The organism is Bacillus sp. 2D03 (assembly GCF_003946765.1).
GTDB lineage: Bacteria > Bacillota > Bacilli > Bacillales > Bacillaceae_G > Bacillus_A > Bacillus_A cereus.
Genome location: NZ_RPSJ01000015.1, coordinates 59,400 through 77,852, shown reverse-complemented (window position 1 = coordinate 77,852; position 18,453 = coordinate 59,400). Strand labels below are relative to the sequence as shown.

Sequence of the window (18,453 nt, the reverse complement as noted above, 5' to 3'; positions counted from 1 at the left end):
TTTTCTATCAAAGAGGAGTTTTTCATAATGAAAAAGATTGTATTAGCTATTAGTGATACTGTGTATACGGCATATTTACGTGAGGATTTTGTTAGTGCAGGATTTGAAGTAGCTGATAGTGATGTCATGCACATAAAGTATTTAGATGAAATTCTAGATACGGAGCAACCTGATATTCTATGTATTAATGACAAACGATTAAATATTGATGCGGGACACGAAGATAAGCGAGAATTAATTATTTTACAGAAGTTAAGAGACATTCGCTTTCAGCGGGATATTCGCATTGTAGTATTTACAGAGTGTGAAAATAATGATGAATTTTTAGCGAAACTGATTTATCTAGGTATCTATGACATTTTTAACTCTCGTAAAATTGATATTGATAATAAAGTCATCCCGCAGCTGCTACAGGAATCGGATATTAAAAATGTGGTGGAAATTGTAGGAGCAAGTCAAGCACCGCAACATACGAAATTGCCTGAAGTTCCTTTTGATGAGGAAGAAGAGAAAGTATCAAGTGAATTAGAGGAAGGTAACAACAGTGAATCACACTCTACTTTAAAATTATTTAAAAACAAACAAAAGCGTAAGTCTATTCAGGAAGAAACGCCAAAAGCGCCAATTATAAAAAAACAGTATAAATTGGCTTTTGAGCCAGTATATGAGAAACAAATTGGTATTGTTATTCCAAGAAGAACAATTGTTGTGGCCAACATGAATAGGAGAAGTGGTGCCACTTTTGTTTCACATCTTTTAGCCGCTTACTTAAATGAACTACAGATTGATGTGAATTATATAGAGAATCTATATGATGATGGTTATACGTATCCGTTATTAAAGGGATATACAGAAGCGCCAGAAAACTATCGTAGTGAATTTATGTTGCAGCGATATAAAGAGATGCTACAGAAGGAATCTGATATATTATTAATTCCAAAATGGAAGCAAGGAAGAATAAATTATATTGTAAAGAATCCTATAGTTGACCAAGAGCTTCAAAATGAAACAGAGCAGGACTTCGACCATTTTATTAAGGTTTTATTGGCCAACCAAGAAGCACCTATATCTATTATTGATGCAGGGAGCGATTGGGATAAAGATTTATACCATGAGATATGTGAAATGGCGGATTACATATTCTTTGTAGCGGAACCAGATCTGCATCAATTGCTAAAGATAGCGCATCCTCTTACACAAAAAGAGAGAAAGCTCGTTTCTTACTTAGGTTTAGAGAAAGTGAGGATCATTGGGAATAAGTTTTCTCCTGTACTTTTAAAGCATGAAATAGTAGAAGAATGCTTTGGAGATAAGGTATTAACTGCTTTACCACCATATGAAATAGAAGAGGTGTTCGAGTCACAATTGAATAGTAGTACGTTACTATCAAGTCGCAACTATTATAAAGAGTTAGAAGGAATAATGAAGGAAATAGCAGAGTTATTGCTACCAAATCAATTGTTGAATTCCAAAAAAAGTTCCATTTTAAGTGGATTTCGATTTCGAAAGTCTGAAAGTTAAGGAGGCTGAAGAGGAATGCAAAAGTTTATTGTTGCAGCAAGTATGTTGCTGTTATTTGTAGGTTGTCTATTCTTTGTAACTGATATGGTGATTGGAGATACAACACATACTGATAATAAATCGTCTTTAGAAAGGGGAGGCGAGATAGCTGTGGCTAAGTCTGTAAAAGTAGGTACTCTGCGTGCAGAAGAAGAAATAGCTATTGATCCAGAAAAAGCGAAACAAGAGTTTGAAAAGGCGTATAACGGTAATGCGGATTTTAAAGATCCCGCTTCAAAACGTAACTTCACTGTACATGATGTACAGGAAAAACCAGCAATGATTGCTGTCGAAGGTGATGCAGAAGCTGCTAGTTATTTTAAGCAATTTGATGAAAAAAAAGAAATGATAAAGAGTAAAGCGAGAAGTATTATTATTTATGATGCGAATGGAAAAGAAAAACAATTAGGTGGAAACGTAAAATAAAGAAAAAGAGTAGGTGCATTAAAAATGCAAAATACAGTAACTACGGCTCTATTCCTTACCTTTTCTTTATTATTAATTAGCCTTTTACCCGAAGGCGTTTTGTATGGAATACAGTTAGTGAAAGCACATAACTTTGCTGCTGATATAGTAGAAATCGCAGAAAATAGGGGTGGATTTCAATATGATTACAATGGAAAAAGGGTGGATTTAGTCCCTGGGATAGAGAAAAGAATGAAAGAAGAAAAGATGGATGGATGGAAGTATGAGTATACAAAGGGACGCATCGATCATAATCAATCCCTTTCTTTTAAGGTGAAAGCAGAACACCATTTCTTCATATTTAAGCTGATTGGTGTAGATGGCATAAAAGCTCCGATATGGGCGAGTAAAGAGGGATTGGGACAAGTATATTTTAAATAATGAAAATTCTAAGATTTGTACTATAAAAGACTATGCTGAAAAGTATAGTTTTTTGCCAGGAAAATATACCTATATAGAACAGAAGTTATAAAAAATGTTAATTAATTAATTTGTATGTTAAATTATCTGGATTTTATGTTTAAATTAGGTACAATAAAAGAATCTATGAAAAATTAATATATTTGGAGGAACAATCAATGGCTAACAAATTTTTAAAAACAGCAACAGCACTAACAATTATGGGTACATCATTACTAGGAGCAGGAGCATTTACTGCTAAGGCTGATAACACAGACTCATTAAAATTCAATGATGTTCCAGCAAATCACTGGTCTACAAAAGCAATTTATGATTTAACAAATCGTAAAGTAGTGCAAGGGTACGGAAATAATATCTTTGGCTTTGGTGACAATGTAACTCGTGGGCAAGTTGCTCGAATGATTTATATGTACCTAAAACCAGCAGATGCAGATGCTAGCTTCAAAAATCCGTTTACTGATATTAAAGGACATTTGTTTGAAAAAGAAATCTTAGCACTTGCTAAAGCAGGACTTGTGAATGGATTTGGTGATGGGAAGTATGGTCCAGATGATATTTTAACTCGTGAACAAATGGCACAAGTACTTACAAATGCTTTTAAATTTAAGGCAACGAAAACAACAACATTTACAGATGTTGATAAAAACTCATGGGCACTAAAAGCAATCAGCGCATTAGAAGAAAATGGCGTTACTATTGGTACAGGAGGTAATATGTATTCTCCAAAAATGTTTGTAACACGTGAAGCGTATAGTCAGTTCCTATATAACTCTATTAATGCAGTTGAAAAAGAAACAAAACCAGAAGTGAAGCCAGATCCAAAGCCTGAAACAAAACCAGAAGAAAAACCAGAAGTGAAGCCAGATCCAAAGCCTGAAACAAAACCAGAAGAAAAACCAGAAGTGAAGCCAGATCCAAAGCCTGAAACAAAACCAGAGGAAAAACCAGAAGTGAAGCCAGATCCAAAACCTGAAACAAAACCAGAGGAAAAATTACCAGTGGAAATAGATAAGAAGCTAGTTGCAGAAGATGTTGAGTACAATAAAGTGGCGATGGATAATACTCCGATTGCGAAAAACTCTATTTCGCCTGAAGCACAAAATGTGCTCCACTCTGTAAATAATAAATATGGCACAGAATTAAAGTATTCTGATTTAAGTGGGACTATTAGTCTAGTGGATAAAAACATGTATTTACCTGCTGGTTCTTTAAAATCTCAATTTTATGTTGATGCAATAGATGAGAATAATTTTGAAATTGTTTTCTTATATAACAATGAGGCAACAGTAGAATTAGCTAAAAGATGGGTGGCTTTATTAAATCCTACATTGAATTTGGATAAAGAGATTCAAGAAACAGTTGACGCGCAAGTTATTAATAATTATGTGAAAGAGAACCATAAAGTTCGTGTGGGGCATTCCACTGCTGATAAAATGATGTACGTTCAAGTGAAGAAAAAATAATATCATTTGATTTAAATATATTGGTTTTTGTGATGTGTTTAAATGAATATATAAATTAAAATTTACGTAAAGGACACACCTTACGTACCATTCTAACGGTACAGGTGTGTCCTTTTTTGTTTAAGGAGGAAAAGAAATGAAATTTAAGAAGAGGATATTCATCCTTTGTACTTCAGTTTTATTATCGACACCCAGTATTGTAAATGCAAAAAATAACGATGTTCCATTTTATAATGGAAACGACGATACTTTTCTGAAATCTCCCCAATTACAAATGCCAGGAAAATATCTTAGACCTGGTAGTTATTCACCACCAGGTACTGACTTAGCGTATAAAGGAGATATACATTATCCTGCAGTTTATAATGGTTCATTTAATTGGGGTAATCCCAAAGAAAACTTGATACAGGGAAATGACAATTCTGAACCGTATATCCGTATCTCAAATGAAGGATACTTTAATAGATCTGTGGCAGTTGGTGATAGAATGATAACAGAAATAGAACGTGTAACAGAGCCAATAGTTTCTAATAAGTATTGGGGAAACCCTGAATTTGTATTGGGAAACATAAAGGAGCATGTTATTAAAAATATTAAAACAAATGAGATGTATGGTCAGTTTTATTGGATTCGAGATATAGCCTACCTTTCGGGTGGTTATGCTGGTGCTGGTGGTGTAGAAGGTGTTAATAAGTATAGCTTGTGGTATGTACGTACAAGTAAACCTGAAATAAAAGACATTAAAGCCTCTAGTGATACAAAGGATAATTCTGTGAATTTTACATTTAACGGTTTTGAATATGTAAGTAAAGGAAAAGGATACAACGATAGAGATCCAGATGGAACAACAGTAAATCCATATCAAGCAGCAGCTGGTGAACGAAATCGTGTGAAATGGATGCTAGATATTATAAAAGATGGCGAAATAGTGCATCATCAAGAGAATTATCTTCGTTCGAATCCACAAAAAGATAATCAAAAATCAAATGAAGGCGATGCCGGTAGATTTTCAAAAGAAGATGTAAGATGGCAACCACATTTGTGTGGTCGGTATACTGCGAAAATTAAGGTGCTTGATGGTGTTCAAAGAGAGTCAAATGAGAAGACTGTAAACTTTACTGTAGAAGGTAACTGTGGTACAGAGGTTACACCTAACCCGAATCCAGGAGATGAAGGCGACTTTAAATATAAAATTGACTTTTCTAGTGATAGAATTGAAGGAGCAACAGCAAGAGAAGGAAAGAATATCAAAACAAGAGTAGATGTATCACGTAATAATTTTAAACTAGAGCGTGATCAATATAGAGCAAAGGTAAATAATAATATTAATAAGTCCCAGCAAGAAATAAACAGCGCTGAATCTGATAGAGATAGTGCACAATCCAGCTTAAGTTATTGTCGTCGTAATCCAATTCATGAAGTAGATGCCGAGGGAAAGGACCACTATTATGATAGAGACTGCTCTTGGGAAGAAAATAAACTAGATAGTGCGGCAAGTAGGCTAGATAATGCAAGGCAGAAACTAGAAAAAGAGAAGAATAAAATTAAAAAGTTAGATGTATTAGAAGAAAAATATATGAATCCTGAAACAGTAGTTGTGTTAAAACATAACGGACAACAAGTAGCTTTACAAAAGGTAAGATTAACTGAGGGAGAAAAGAAAACCCTGAACCTTGACTGGCAACATAAAGGTAAAGGAACAATTCAAGCGGAAATTAACCCTGCTGGTAATCGTATAGACATTGAGGAAACTACGTACAAAAATAATCCTATTAAAACAGCAATCTATGAGCCTTCAAAAGAAAAGGCAATGTGTGGTGTAACGAGTGTAAAAGGTGTAGTAGAAACAGTAAGTGAACGTGTATCAAAAGAAGATATAACTGGGGAAATGTATTATGAAACTTTGACAGGGAGTATTGGTAATTTAGCTCCTTCTAAGCTACATTCTGGTTATGGATTTTCGTATGAAGTAAACGGTAAGTACAAAAATGATTGGAATGCGAATTACTCTGGTGTATTTACTGCTGCTAAGGCACAATACCCATTTGCAGACGAAGGATTAAAGTCTACTCAAGATTTAGAGAAGAAAGAACTTAAAGATACTACAGCAAAATTCCTACCTAAAAATATGTATTTATCTGAAGCAACAGGACATGTTTTTGATAGTAAAAGACCAACTAAGTCTTTATATTGGGATGGACAAGAGAAAATCATTGATGGTGGCCAAAAATGGTATTCACCACTGAAGACAAAAGATGGTGTATACACTTTTAATGTAGAAACAGCTCCAGCAGGTATCAATGAAATGAGTTTATGTTTAACTGAGCAAGTAGAGATTAAGGGTGTTGCGTATGATGATTTCATAAAAAGAAGAGTATTTCCTGACGATCCATTCCCTGGAGGAAGTGGAGTTGGTTGGAATTGGGTTGGTAAGGAAGACGTACTTTATAAATTAAAAGATTGGTATTACATGAGAAATAGGAAATGAGAATAAAATATAGTATAATTAGATGAATCGACACAATAAGATATCCTTCTTAAACTAGTAGCTGAATGGATAAACCAAAGGCACATCCCTTAATGGGATGTGTCTTTTTTTTGTAGAAAGGGGAATATTGAATGGATAAAAAGAAAAAACAACGTATGAAACGTGTAATTTTCATTGGAATTATCGTAATGATTGCATCGTTATATATTGGAAGTGAATTTCAGGATCGGAATGGGAAAAGTTATGCTCCTGCAAAGTATTTTGAAACAGGAACAAAATTGATTTCATTTTAATAATAATTTTGCCTCTTGCATCAACTATTGTGAACAGTATTTCCAAATGATCTCTTCTTTTCTCCATAAAATGAAAGAGAAAGGATAGCAACCGACCACCTTGGAATATTCAGTTGTGTTAGATTAATTACAACATATTTTTGGGACGCTTAATAGGTTAGAAACCTTGTTATAACAGGGTTTTTGGAGCGAGGTTAATTATCGATTACGTGTTTTAAAATAGAAAAAACAGATATTTTTTAGAAATGATTGACATGAAACTATATATATCATAATATTGAGATTGTAATATTAAAGAAAATAAATCCAACATTTTCATATAGACTTTAGATTAGCTAAAAGGACACACCTAAGGCGTTTTACGCCATAGGTGTGTCCTTTTTTGCGTTTAAAGGCTACATAAGGAGGAATATAAACATTGAAGCCGTCTAAGTTTCAAAAGAAGCAGATTACAGCGGTAGGTTTAGCTGCTATAACAGTAGCGGGTATCTATGGATACAATCATTTTGCAGTAGAAAATGCAGTAAAGCCAACGAAAGTTGTTGTAGCTGCAAAGGATATACCTGCGCATACAGAGATTAAAGAAGAAATGCTAGTGGAACGAACATTACCTGGTGATGGGATTCCTCCAAATGCATTACGCGTAAGTAAAAAAGAGGTTATAGGTAAGTGGACAAATGATGGACAGCCCATCACCGAAAATAGCTATCTTTTTAAAAATAAAGTAGTAAAGAAAGAGGAGTTACCTGACTCTGCAATTTTAAATTTGAAAGATGGAGAAGTTGCATTCCCGTTACTCGTTGATTTGGAAACAAGTTCAGGTAATAGTATCATCCCTAACACTTATGTGGACTTGTATTTCAAGCAGGTTGTGAAGGACGGGGACAATGAGAAGGTAGTATTCGGTGGTCTTTTCCAAGGTGTACGTGTTACGGCTGCAAAGGATAGCAATACAGAAGATGCATTTGTACTAGAAAAGAAAGAATCAAAAGAGGAACAAGAAGGAAAACAAAAGCCAAAGGTAACGCGATTATATACATTGGCTGTTTCACCAGAACAACTTCAATATCTAAACCGTGCGAAAACACTTGGAGATGTAATTCCTGTTGCAGTTGGACAAAAGGTAGAACAAACAGGGAAAGAATTAGAACCAGCAGAAGGATTCTCGCAAATATCTGACCAGAAAAATATTTTAGACTATGTAGAGAAGCATTCAACCAATCCCATATCTAAAAGTGTAAAAGAATATGTTGCACAGTATCTGAACGAATCCAAATAAGGAAGGGGCTTTTAAGATGGACCGGCAAGTAAGAATGGTTGCCTTTTATGCGACAAACGAAAACGTAGGAAAAAGTACGTTAAGTATTGCGATGGCAAATGAGTTAGCTCATTTAGGGAAAAAGGTGCTTTATGTAGAAGCGGACCAAGTAAGACCAAACTTCGCGGTTGGAACAGGTCTTAGCCATGAGAGTAAAAACATGCTAGGGCTTGTAAGAAAAGAAAATGAATACAATCTCTTGCAATATATTTGTACCAAGCAAGATTTACTAGAAAAAAAAGTGAATCCAAGGCTGACGCAAAAATTACACGATAAGATGGATTTTCTGGTGTTTCCATCAGGTTATAGCTTAAATCAATTCCCAGAGATTCAAAACAAAGAATTGTTTGTAACGACATTTATCGAATCACTTGTAGATACAGAATATGACTACATCATTCTATCGGTACCAACTGAATTATCCGAGGTGCTTAGTTACCCAATTCTATACCAATCAGACCTTGTTGTTCATGTGCTAAATGGCAACCCTCGTGGTGCGTTAGCAATTAAAAGAGAATTACAACTAATAGAAGAAGCAAAGCTAACATTGCCTCGTATGATTCATGTTTTGAATATGGGAGACGAGGACTATGTAGAAGATATTGAAAAGCTTTCTTCCCAAAACATTGCAGTGACAATTCCGTATGACAGAGATCGTACGAGTTATGAATGGGGGATGCAATTTGGTTCCCCGCAAATTAATGCAAAGGTCCATCATATTATGGAAGCAGCTGGTCTTAATATTCCATCCCAGCACTCCTCTATGAAAAAGGGTCTCTTTGGTTTACGAAATTAAAAAGGTGGCAAGTAGTATGTGGGGCTATTTACAGGGAAAACAAGTATCCTTAAAGCGAAATCGAGTGGATTTATATCACTTTGGTTATAGGATTCGTTCTAAATCGGTGCGAAAGTTAGGAACAACTACAGCTCAACAAATTAAAGATATTACAGATGAAATTCGTGCATTTTTAGTAAAAGAACATCGTGATATCTTAAGCGAATCCTTTATGAATAAAGAGAAGAGAACAGCTGTGGAGCAAATTATTAAAGGCTTTTTACTAAGCAATCAAGTCGTCGTTTCAGATGTACCTTCAGAACAGTTACTAAATATGGTGTGTGATGAAATTGTTGGATTTGGGATTATAGAACCTTTAAAAGAAGATAAGGATGTAACTGATATTTATATCAATGGCACAAAAGAAATCATTTACGAAAAAATCGGAGAGGGAGAATGTACATTTCCTTACCGATTTGAGACAGAAGTAGAAGTGAAAGCCCTAGCTTATAAGATGGTAAACAGTACATCAGAGTCATTAAATACAGCAAAGCCATATGTTGACTGCGTATTTCCGTATATACGTATCAATATTGCGTTAGATGAACTTGGGGGACTCGGAACAACGATAACGATTCGTAAGAATGCGGATCACCTTCGTGCTTCTGAAGAGCGGATGTTATCTACCAATCAAGCATCGAAAGAAATGTTGAACTTTTTGGCTGCAGCTGTGAAAGCCAAAATGAATATTTTAGTTGCTGGAGCTACGGGTACAGGGAAATCAGAGTTTATGAAATATCTTGCTTCTCACATTCCGAAAGGAAAGAAAAAAGAACGTACTCTTGTAGTAGAAGATAACCCTGAATTATATTTGCATCGCATTTTTCCAGAACATCATTTTGTTCCGATGCAGTGTAGGGCATCGGAAGTAGAAGAAAATGCAATCGACTTTGATAGATTGTTAACAAATGCTTTACGTCAAGGGCCCAAGCGATTAATTGTAGGGGAATCGAGGGGGAAAGAAGCGTTAAAAATGATTAACTTTTTCCAAACAGGACATCCTGGTTTCACCTCTGTCCATGCAAGAAGTGCAAAAGAAGCAGTTAGGCGTTTAATGCTTATGTGTCTGCAAAGTGGTGCGAATATTGATGCCCAGTATTTATATGAATTGATTTCACAGACATTTGATGTAATTGTCTTTTTGGAAAAGAAAGATGATGGAAATCGTTATATTACAGAGATGATTGAACTATTGGATTATCAGGAAGATATACAGTTTAATCCATTGTCTCAGTTTATGCCAACATATGAGAAACAAGATGAAATGAATGAAAGAATAGGGAAAATTCATGGCCAACATATTATTACAGGAAGAATATCAGCTGATATGGAGAAGAAATTCCGTTCTTCTACTGTAAATCCAGCTCTTTATGCACCATTCCTTTCAAAACAGGAGGTGCAATATGCGTAGTTTATTAGCCTATGGATGCATATTCTTGATATTTATTAGTGTAGTATTGCTCGTTTTACTTTTTGCAAAATCTAAGGGTTCTGCTCTCTCTCAATTTGTACAAGAAAACGAGAAAGAAGAAAGGCGCTTGGAATTAAGGAATATTAAAGGGATACGGATGTATTTGCCACAATCCGTTATCCAAGAAGCCCAAAAGTACGAGTGGAAATTGACAAAAAGCATGTACTGGGTATATACGATTCTTTCCGGAATGAGTATTGCAGCAGTATTCTATTTTTCCTTTGGTAGAGATCCTTTTACACTGATTACTGTTTTATCTGGATTTTTAGTTCCAAGGTTTCTTCTTTATCAAAGAAAAAAACGTTACTACTTGATTGTCATTGACCGTCTTTCTATTTACATGAAGGCAGTAGCAAATGCACTTCAAATTAGTAACAATGCAAAACGGGTGTTAGTTCAGGTGAAACCAATGATGCATGAAAGCATTCAAGAAGAAATAGAAAAAGTTTCTCTTTTATTAGAAGGTGGAACCACAATGCATCGTGCATTTAGAGAATTCAATGAAACGTTTAACTTTAGAGAATTGGTTTTCTTCCATGAAATGTTGGAAGTGTGCAGTCGAGAAGGTGGAACAAATTCAGTACAAGTCTTACTGGATATTGCAGAAGATTTTGAAAAACAAAAACTATACCTGGCAAGATTGCGTTCTAGTTTGTCGCAAGCACAACGTGCTTTTGTACAGAACTGCTTAATCGTCATCGCTATGCCGATTGTTATTGTGCTGATGTCAAAAGAAGCATATGGATTTTTAGCAGGTTCTATGATGGGGAAAATTGCGTTAGCGGTAAATATGTTGATTGTATTTTTTCTAGCAACCCGTGTAGAAAAGATTGCAAATTATAACCCAACAGAAAGAGGGGAATAAGGTGTCTACGATTTTAGCTGTAGTGGTATTCGTTGTCATGTACTGGATATTCTCTACCTTTCTACAAAGTAAAAAAGACAGCGGTAGCTTACTTACGAACTATGTAGAAAATGCAAAACGAATTGAAAAGAAGAATTTAAATCAAATGATGCTTGCTCCCTTCCAGTCGTTATCACATAAGTATCTGACAGAAGAAAAAAAAGAGCAGATCCAGAACAAGTTAGAAGAAGCTGGCTTGGATACGGGACCAGAAGAATATCTGAAAATGAAGGTAGCATATCCCATCATTTTTACCTCTGTTTTCTTAATATGTACTGTATTTCATGATTACTATTTATTTAAAGTAGGTGCTCTAATGTCACCATTGCTTTATTTCTATCCTGATTATCTATTAAAGAAAAGAAGCAAACAGGCGATTGAAGCTAGGAAGTTCGAATTACCAGAGTATCTAATTCCAATGTTGCAGTTGTTAAAAACACATACAACATTAGAAGCAGTAAAAAAGGCAGAGATATATGCTGGAAGACATCTTCGTCCGTATGTATCTACACTTACTGCGGAATTAGAAATGTATGCGGGCTCGGATCAACCATTTCGAAACTTTGCTGCTGCTTTAAATAGTCCAGAAGTAAATACCTTTACGATTGCATTGCAACAAGCACAAAAAACAGACAAGGTACAGAGTCTTCGCATTATGGACGCACAAATTAAAATGATGCGCGAGTTAAAACATGAGAACTATAACCGTCTCATTCAAAATAAGCCGATGGAAATGAATAAATTTAACGTTGCTGTTATTGGTTGTATTGTTATTTATCCGATGGTGATTGTTATTCAATCTTTAATGCAAGGATTTGCAAGTTTATAGAAGACATTACTAAAAATGGAATAGGAAAAGGAGTAATACACATGTTAACAAAAATGAAGAATTGGTTAAAAAACGAAGACTCACAATTATCATCAGAAAACGGTATGTTAATCGCCTTGGCGGTCATTATCGTATTAGTGATTGGCCCGTTTGTATGGAAAGCAATCCAAGGTGGTTATGATACGATTCTAGCTCGATTCACAAAAGCATCAAGCAATGCAGATGTGAATTCTTGGAACAAGTAATAAAAGTTTTAAATTAATGATGTTTTTTACGTATAGCTCAAATAAATGGAGAAGGGAGATTCAATCATGTTAGCAAAAATGAAAAATTGGTTAAAAAATGAGGATTCACAGTTATCATCAGAAAACGGTATGTTAATTGCCTTGGCGGTGATTATCGTATTAGCAATTGGCCCGTTTGTATGGAAAGCAATCCAAGGTGGTTATGATACGATCCTGGCAAGATTCACAAAAGCATCAAGTAATGCAGACGTAAATTCTTGGAATAAGTAATTAAAGATTTAAATAGATAAGTTCTAATTTTAGTAGATACTTAAAATTGATATATAAAGGAGACGAAATGAAATGTTAGCAAAAATGAAAAGTTGGTTAAAAAACGAAGACTCACAATTATCATCAGAAAACGGTATGTTAATCGCGTTAGCGGTGATTATTGTATTAGTAATTGGCCCGTTCGTATGGAAAGCAATCCAAGGTGGTTATGATACAATTCTAGCTCGATTCACAAAAGCATCAAGCAATGCAGATGTTGATTCTTGGAACAAAAAATAAATATAAAAATAAACGAGGGGGCTACTCTAAAAGTGGTTCCCTTTTTTACACAGTATTTTTATATGAAATTAAGAGGGGAGTAAAGAAAATGAGCCTGTATATCATGGGATTATTTCTAAGTTATATGGTACTTAATGTATTTACCGACTTAAAGTATAGAAAAACAAAAAATATATGGCATTTCATTTTTTTAGTAGTAGGTTTAGGTATCACGTATTTTGCTGGAATACGAACGGGAAAAGAGATTGTAATTGTACTAACTATGGCCTTAGTATGTGGCTTATTGTTAGAGACATTTAAATTTTCTTCACCCGGTGATACGAAAATGCTTGTGGTGGCAGCTCTATATGTTAGCGATGTAGCAGAGGAATCGGCTATGCTTACCGCTATTACATTAACAGCTTTCCATTTACTATTCTTTTGGATTGCTAGCGTGTATCGTTTAATTAAAATTCTAGGGTTTGTAGGAGCGATTAAAGACCAATTGGAGCATGCTGCTTCTATATTTGGGGCAAAACTACCAAAGAAAGAAATACAGCTGATACAGAGCTTTCCAGGGGCTTGTTCTATTTTATTAGGAGCAATTGTGTATATTGCTTTGACTATTTATCAAAATGGAGGTATCTTGGCTTGAACAGTAGAATCATTCATCAAAGAGAAACCTATATTTACTTTACAATTTTTGCTCTAATAGGCGTTATTATTTTAAACATGTTTATTAATATATTGTTTGTATTAGCATATCCTTTACTAATAGGATTAATTGTGCAGGTTATCTTGTTGCAGAAGATAAAGAAGCCATTTTATCGGAGCGGAAAAGAATTAACAGAACAGTTAAAACTAAAAAATATGTTTCTAGTAGAATCAAATATTTTAGGAGATGAAGAAGGAACAGTTTATGAGGTGCATCAAATGCCTTTTACAATCTCTAATGGATTAATTAAAAAAGATAAGACTTATAAAGTGATAAAACAAGAGTATGAGAGAAAAGTCAAAGAGGATTTAACGAAAATTTCTAAATGGCAAGTTACAACAAAAGCTAGACTTGTTACGACAACTCATTTTCGTTTATATACAATTTGGCAGAAAAATAGTACCGGTTATCAATTGAAAAAAATTGAGGAGTGTGTTGATCCATACGCCAAGATGAACCTTATACAATGGATGATTGCTTCATTTTGTACGACTGGTCGTATTAAGTACGATAAGAAACCAAAAGAGTGGGCAAGCTATGAATGGATTACTTTAAGGTAAATAAAAAAGATAGAAAATAATAAAATGTACCCTATAGAATTGACACTAGAAAAAAGTCTATTCTATAGGGTACATTTTACATTGTATGTGTTTTTTCTCTTTGTGTAGTTTTTCAACAAAAAGAGCGATTTTAAGGCGCTTTATGGCCAATAACTATATTGATAAAGATGCTCAGGATTCCATTGTATGTATGTCTTTTAGATATGTGTAGGTTTAGACAAAACCGTTATCTCGTAGTAAGCAAAAAGAGCATACATGTAAGTATGCTCTTCGATAAGAAAGGTAGATCTCTATGAGCGGAGAGACTACATACAAAAGCGTATGTTTGTTTCCTTTAAATGTGAAGAAAAAATCAACAAAAGGTCAACGTGAACTCAATAAAAATGCAACAAAAACGCTATTGTATAAAAAAATCAAGTCAGAAATAAATATCTGATTTGATTTGAAATTAAAAATATAAACCTTTGCCTACTGGCTGAACAGTTTCTAGCACAGTATCAACCATTTCGTCATTAATTAATGTTCTTATAATCCAAGCTGAGAGGTCTTGTGCAGCAAAGCAACCTGCAGCAGTCGAAATATTGCCTTCGTTTACGAAACTTTTTTCAATAACGTCTACATCAAACTCTTTAAGTTGTTCAACTACGGATGGATATGTAGTTGCTTTTTTGCCAGTTAACAATTTTTTAGCTCCTAGTAGTAGTGAACCAGAACACATAGAGCCTATTAATTGTCTTTGAGGATCTACATGGATTTTATTAAGATATTGTTGATTTTTATATAAATCTTGTACACCCTTACCACTTGCAAATATTACAGCGTCAGCAGAAGGGATATCGGATATGCTTCCTGTCATGGGTATACGTAAACCAGACATGGATACATGAGTCTTTTCTGTTCCTAATAGTTGGACCTCCCAATCAGAAATACCACCAACTAGACGTACACGATTTAATAAATCCCATGGTAAAAAAACATCTATATCAGTAAAGTTATCGAAACAGACTATTGAAATTTTCATTCTCTAATCCTCCGTAATCGAAATGTTGGAAATGTTTAAATTATAACACTTTCAAATATAGTTAGTAAGGTTTAAGTTTTTCACTAAGGATAGTAGATAGGAAAAAGTGTATTGGATTGTAGAGAAACATCACAAAAATTTCAATTTGTATTAAGTTGGAATATAAAAAGAGTACTTAGTAATGTGCTCTCGTGACGAGCCTCATTTTATAACGACTATTTTATAAAGAAATGAACTCAGAATATTATATGTGCGCAGTCAATTGAGTAACTTGTACAAATAAAGAGCAGCTAGCAAAAGCTAACTGCTCAGGTAATGGAATATGGTTCGAAATGGGTTGTCTACAGTATTGACGGAATATTGGTTTTTATTCGTGAAGAATTACGTTTAACTTAATGCATAGCCAACGGTCAAAGTTAGTGTTAAAAACACTGATAATAAAAGTATTAGTAGAACGGTTGCTATGTTTCTAAGCATCGCAACCCAATTATTTATTTTAGAAAATCCTTTCATACCAGCAAAAAAAGTTCCTATTGTTAAAACTAGTAAAAAAATAAAGGGTAGATAGGTAGTGAATTCATAATAAAGGTTTTAACGATTAGGCATATTTAAGAATTTCGAACATAAGATGGTAATGACACCGAGAAGAATTCATTGTGTTCGCTACTCGCGTTAATACGTTTCGAAAAGGCACCTATTTAGGTGCTTTTTGTTTGCATCTTTCGAGATGGACGAGCATATATTGGAATGTGCGGATAGAAACCAATTTATATATCAGAGCACCTATCAATTATGGGTGTTCTTTTATTATGTAAACATTTTAACATTTTAGCCAAGAAGACTTCTTCCTCAAGGAGCGTGAAGGACCAAAGCTTAGTGAGTAGGTGGGAGATGGATTGGCTTCGAACATGGGATGGCAGGAAACCATCTTAATTGTTCGGCATACAGAAAGTGTTACTCCACTATCTATAGAACGTACGTTTTGTGTATAATAGTCATATACGAAATGGAGGTGAATCAAATGATGATTAATAAAGCCTATAAGTTTCGTGTCTATCCAAATCAAGCACAAGCAATTCTAATTAACAAAACGATTGGTTGTTCTCGCTTTGTATTCAATCATTTCCTATCCTTATGGGATCACGCATACAAAGAGACAGGAAAAGGCTTGACCTATGGTACATGCTCTGCCAAACTCCCTGCCATGAAGAAAGAGTTTGCTTGGCTAAAAGAAGTGGATAGTATTGCGATTCAGTCGTCTGTTCGCAACCTTGCCGATGCTTATACGCGCTTTTTAAAAAAACAAAACAGCGCACCGCGCTTTAAATCTAAGAAGAACAACGTACAATCTTACACCACAAAACAAACAAATGAAAACATTGTCGTTGTAGGGAACAAAATAAAGTTGCCGAAATTAGGCCTTGTTCGATTTGCCAAAAGTCGTGAAGTAGAGGGACGTATTGTAAATGCTACAGTTAGACGGAACCCTTCTGGCAGATATTTTGTGTCACTATTAGTTGAAACAGAAGTACAAGAACTTCCGAAAACACATTCTTACATTGGAATAGATGTAGGACTAAAAGATTTCGCCATTTTGTCAGATGGAACACCTTATAAAAATCTGAAGTTTTTCCGAGCATTAGAAGATAAGTTAGCGAAAGCACAGCATGTTCTTTCTAGAAGAATGAAAGGATCTTCTCGCTGGAATAAACAACGAGTCAAGGTAGCTAGAATTCATGAATACATCTCAAATGCTAGAAAAGATTACTTGGACAAAATCTCAACTGAAATCATCAAAAACCACGATGTTATCGGTATAGAGGATTTGCAAGTATCGAATATGTTAAAGAATCATAAGTTAGCAAAAGCAATTAGTGAGGTATCTTGGTCACAGTTTCGAACAATGTTGGAATATAAAGCAAAATGGTATGGCAAACAAGTCATTGTCGTATCGAAAACATTTGCTTCCAGCCAATTATGTTCTTGTTGTGGATATCAAAATAAAGACGTTAAAAATCTAAGCCTATGTGAATGGGACTGTCCTTCTTGTCGTACACACCATGATAGGGATATTAACGCAAGTATCAATATAAAGAATGAAGCGATAAGGCTTCTAACCGCAAGGACTGCGGGGTTAGCCTAATCAATTAGAGTTCAGTAGAACTCTTTACTTAGGAATCCCTCACTTCTAAACGAAGTGAAAGTGGGGATAGTTCAAAAGTTGTGTGAGAGTTGATAAATAGTATATTATCTTTCTCAATGTACATATTAAGAAAAGTTTTTAATATCATACATAAAAGGCGGGATAATATGAGTGAAAATAAGAAAAAGGAAGAATTGAATAAGATAAAGAAGTATTATTTTAATAAGGACAATCAACCAGTAGCTGGTATAGAGTTAATTTTGCCGCCGGATATAGGAATCATGTTAGACCCGAAATCAGTTAATGATGAAAGTAGAGATATTGATAATGAATAAGTTTAATTTAAGCATCCATGCGGGTGCTTTTTTCTTTGTTATATAGAAATTACACATTAGCCCCTTTAATACATGACTTAGGCATAGTTGGGAATGAGATCATATAATGATACTGAACGGTGTCCAACATGTTTCCCTATATTTTTTTAAGCGAGAGCACTTATAGGGGGAGTGCTCTCTTTTGCTTGCACATAAGGAGGCTTTCATCATACAATATTGAGTCAATGCCAACCAACTTATTCCTTTTCCGAGAGCTATATATATTCCGCTATAAAGCTCTTTTAGGTTGCGCCATTAGAACGGGCAAGGCATTGTCGTATATTTTATACTCAGAAGCTTAGGGCACTTTATAGTGTTCTTTTTTTATTGAACAAAATGGACATTTGAATAGAAAACATATCCTTAAAATAACCTTAATTTAACCATGGATTTAATAATACCTGAAAACTAAATGGTATAATTTTCTAAATAAACTTAAATAAAGTTTATTTTAGAAAAGGGGTAGAGGAAAAATGTTTCAGAAACTTAAATTTTATTTAATGAGCATATTAATTAGTGCATTTTTAGGTGGGATTATCATAGGTGCTAATTTCTTGGTACATAACATATATAATTTAGTTGCAGGTAAAGAATATCAATTTAATATGTGGTCTTCTATTATTATATTTAGTGTTGTATTTATTTCGGGTTTCTCGTACATGTTGAAGAAGGGACCAGATATACTTGTTAATGATTAAACCAATAGCAATTATCGTAGGCGCTGCCGTGATCTGGGTAGCGTCTTGTTTGTTGTTAAGGAAAGATAAAGGATGAAATAGACTTGCAAATTGAAATATTATTAGTCTAAAACATAAAATATA

The 18,453-nt window shown here is 34.4% G+C and carries 20 protein-coding genes and 1 pseudogene; 19 read left to right on the top strand and 2 right to left on the bottom strand.

Going from position 1 to position 18,453, the window contains the following annotated elements:
* The first annotated feature begins 27 nt into the window (after positions 1-27).
* From EBQ15_RS26570 to EBQ15_RS26500, 16 genes are all read left to right on the top strand, one after another.
* Positions 28-1,521, top strand: a complete 1,494-nt coding sequence (locus EBQ15_RS26570) for a hypothetical protein (RefSeq protein ID WP_000724989.1) — start codon at positions 28-30, stop codon at positions 1,519-1,521.
* A 15-nt stretch (positions 1,522-1,536) separates the two neighbouring features.
* The gene (locus EBQ15_RS26565; RefSeq protein ID WP_001168895.1) at positions 1,537-1,986 is read left to right on the top strand and encodes a hypothetical protein; all 450 of its coding nucleotides are present in this window, start codon (positions 1,537-1,539) and stop codon (positions 1,984-1,986) included.
* Between the two features lie 24 nt (positions 1,987-2,010).
* Complete coding sequence (locus tag EBQ15_RS26560; protein WP_001181727.1) at positions 2,011-2,406, top strand: DUF4320 family protein; 396 nt, start codon at positions 2,011-2,013, stop codon at positions 2,404-2,406.
* Positions 2,407-2,603: 197 nt separating this feature from the next.
* Positions 2,604-3,908 carry an S-layer homology domain-containing protein gene (locus EBQ15_RS26555; protein ID WP_033693024.1) on the top strand — a complete coding sequence of 435 codons (1,305 nt, stop codon included), beginning with the start codon at positions 2,604-2,606 and terminating at the stop codon, positions 3,906-3,908.
* 136 nt (positions 3,909-4,044) lie between these two features.
* Positions 4,045-6,396 carry a hypothetical protein gene (locus EBQ15_RS26550; protein ID WP_000669506.1) on the top strand — a complete coding sequence of 784 codons (2,352 nt, stop codon included), beginning with the start codon at positions 4,045-4,047 and terminating at the stop codon, positions 6,394-6,396.
* 131 nt (positions 6,397-6,527) lie between these two features.
* Complete coding sequence (locus EBQ15_RS31320; RefSeq protein WP_000358416.1) at positions 6,528-6,689, top strand: hypothetical protein; 162 nt, start codon at positions 6,528-6,530, stop codon at positions 6,687-6,689.
* Between the two features lie 418 nt (positions 6,690-7,107).
* Positions 7,108-7,968 carry a Flp pilus assembly protein CpaB gene (gene cpaB, locus EBQ15_RS26545; RefSeq protein WP_000804787.1) on the top strand — a complete coding sequence of 287 codons (861 nt, stop codon included), beginning with the start codon at positions 7,108-7,110 and terminating at the stop codon, positions 7,966-7,968.
* A 16-nt stretch (positions 7,969-7,984) separates the two neighbouring features.
* The gene (locus EBQ15_RS26540) at positions 7,985-8,803 is read left to right on the top strand and encodes an AAA family ATPase (protein WP_000375875.1); all 819 of its coding nucleotides are present in this window, start codon (positions 7,985-7,987) and stop codon (positions 8,801-8,803) included.
* Positions 8,804-8,819: 16 nt separating this feature from the next.
* Positions 8,820-10,253: a TadA family conjugal transfer-associated ATPase gene (locus tag EBQ15_RS26535; RefSeq protein WP_000264625.1), complete on the top strand. Its 1,434-nt coding sequence runs from the start codon at positions 8,820-8,822 to the stop codon at positions 10,251-10,253.
* Positions 10,246-11,178: a type II secretion system F family protein gene (locus EBQ15_RS26530; protein WP_001257157.1), complete on the top strand. Its 933-nt coding sequence runs from the start codon at positions 10,246-10,248 to the stop codon at positions 11,176-11,178. The genes EBQ15_RS26535 and EBQ15_RS26530 overlap by 8 nt, the downstream gene beginning before the upstream one ends.
* A gap of 1 nt (position 11,179) precedes the next feature.
* Complete coding sequence (locus tag EBQ15_RS26525; protein ID WP_000104078.1) at positions 11,180-12,046, top strand: hypothetical protein; 867 nt, start codon at positions 11,180-11,182, stop codon at positions 12,044-12,046.
* A gap of 41 nt (positions 12,047-12,087) precedes the next feature.
* Positions 12,088-12,291: a hypothetical protein gene (locus tag EBQ15_RS26520; protein WP_000956353.1), complete on the top strand. Its 204-nt coding sequence runs from the start codon at positions 12,088-12,090 to the stop codon at positions 12,289-12,291.
* 66 nt (positions 12,292-12,357) lie between these two features.
* A complete protein-coding gene (locus EBQ15_RS26515) occupies positions 12,358-12,561 on the top strand; it encodes a hypothetical protein (protein ID WP_000879948.1) in 204 nt (67 codons plus the stop codon).
* Between the two features lie 72 nt (positions 12,562-12,633).
* Positions 12,634-12,840: a hypothetical protein gene (locus tag EBQ15_RS26510; protein ID WP_000879960.1), complete on the top strand. Its 207-nt coding sequence runs from the start codon at positions 12,634-12,636 to the stop codon at positions 12,838-12,840.
* 88 nt (positions 12,841-12,928) lie between these two features.
* Positions 12,929-13,474 (top strand): hypothetical protein, encoded by a 546-nt coding sequence (locus EBQ15_RS26505; RefSeq protein ID WP_000061107.1) that lies wholly within the window; start codon positions 12,929-12,931, stop codon positions 13,472-13,474.
* Positions 13,471-14,094 carry a hypothetical protein gene (locus tag EBQ15_RS26500; protein WP_001088462.1) on the top strand — a complete coding sequence of 208 codons (624 nt, stop codon included), beginning with the start codon at positions 13,471-13,473 and terminating at the stop codon, positions 14,092-14,094. The genes EBQ15_RS26505 and EBQ15_RS26500 overlap by 4 nt, the downstream gene beginning before the upstream one ends.
* Before the next feature lie 448 nt (positions 14,095-14,542).
* Here the strand turns inward: EBQ15_RS26500 and EBQ15_RS26495 are convergent, their stop codons facing one another.
* The gene (locus tag EBQ15_RS26495) at positions 14,543-15,115 is read right to left on the bottom strand and encodes a DJ-1/PfpI family protein (RefSeq protein WP_000703254.1); all 573 of its coding nucleotides are present in this window, start codon (positions 15,113-15,115) and stop codon (positions 14,543-14,545) included.
* A 387-nt stretch (positions 15,116-15,502) separates the two neighbouring features.
* A pseudogene (locus EBQ15_RS32135) lies at positions 15,503-15,702 on the bottom strand (hypothetical protein); the annotation flags it as partial.
* A gap of 434 nt (positions 15,703-16,136) precedes the next feature.
* Between EBQ15_RS32135 and tnpB the strand changes: the two are divergent.
* From tnpB to EBQ15_RS26485, 3 genes are all read left to right on the top strand, one after another.
* Positions 16,137-17,258 carry an IS200/IS605 family element RNA-guided endonuclease TnpB gene (tnpB, locus tag EBQ15_RS26490; RefSeq protein WP_033693025.1) on the top strand — a complete coding sequence of 374 codons (1,122 nt, stop codon included), beginning with the start codon at positions 16,137-16,139 and terminating at the stop codon, positions 17,256-17,258.
* A gap of 167 nt (positions 17,259-17,425) precedes the next feature.
* Positions 17,426-17,593 (top strand): hypothetical protein, encoded by a 168-nt coding sequence (locus tag EBQ15_RS31315; RefSeq protein ID WP_001293562.1) that lies wholly within the window; start codon positions 17,426-17,428, stop codon positions 17,591-17,593.
* A gap of 512 nt (positions 17,594-18,105) precedes the next feature.
* On the top strand, positions 18,106-18,330 hold the full coding sequence (locus tag EBQ15_RS26485) for a hypothetical protein (protein ID WP_000486797.1): 225 nt from the start codon (positions 18,106-18,108) through the stop codon (positions 18,328-18,330).
* Positions 18,331-18,453: the final 123 nt, after the last annotated feature.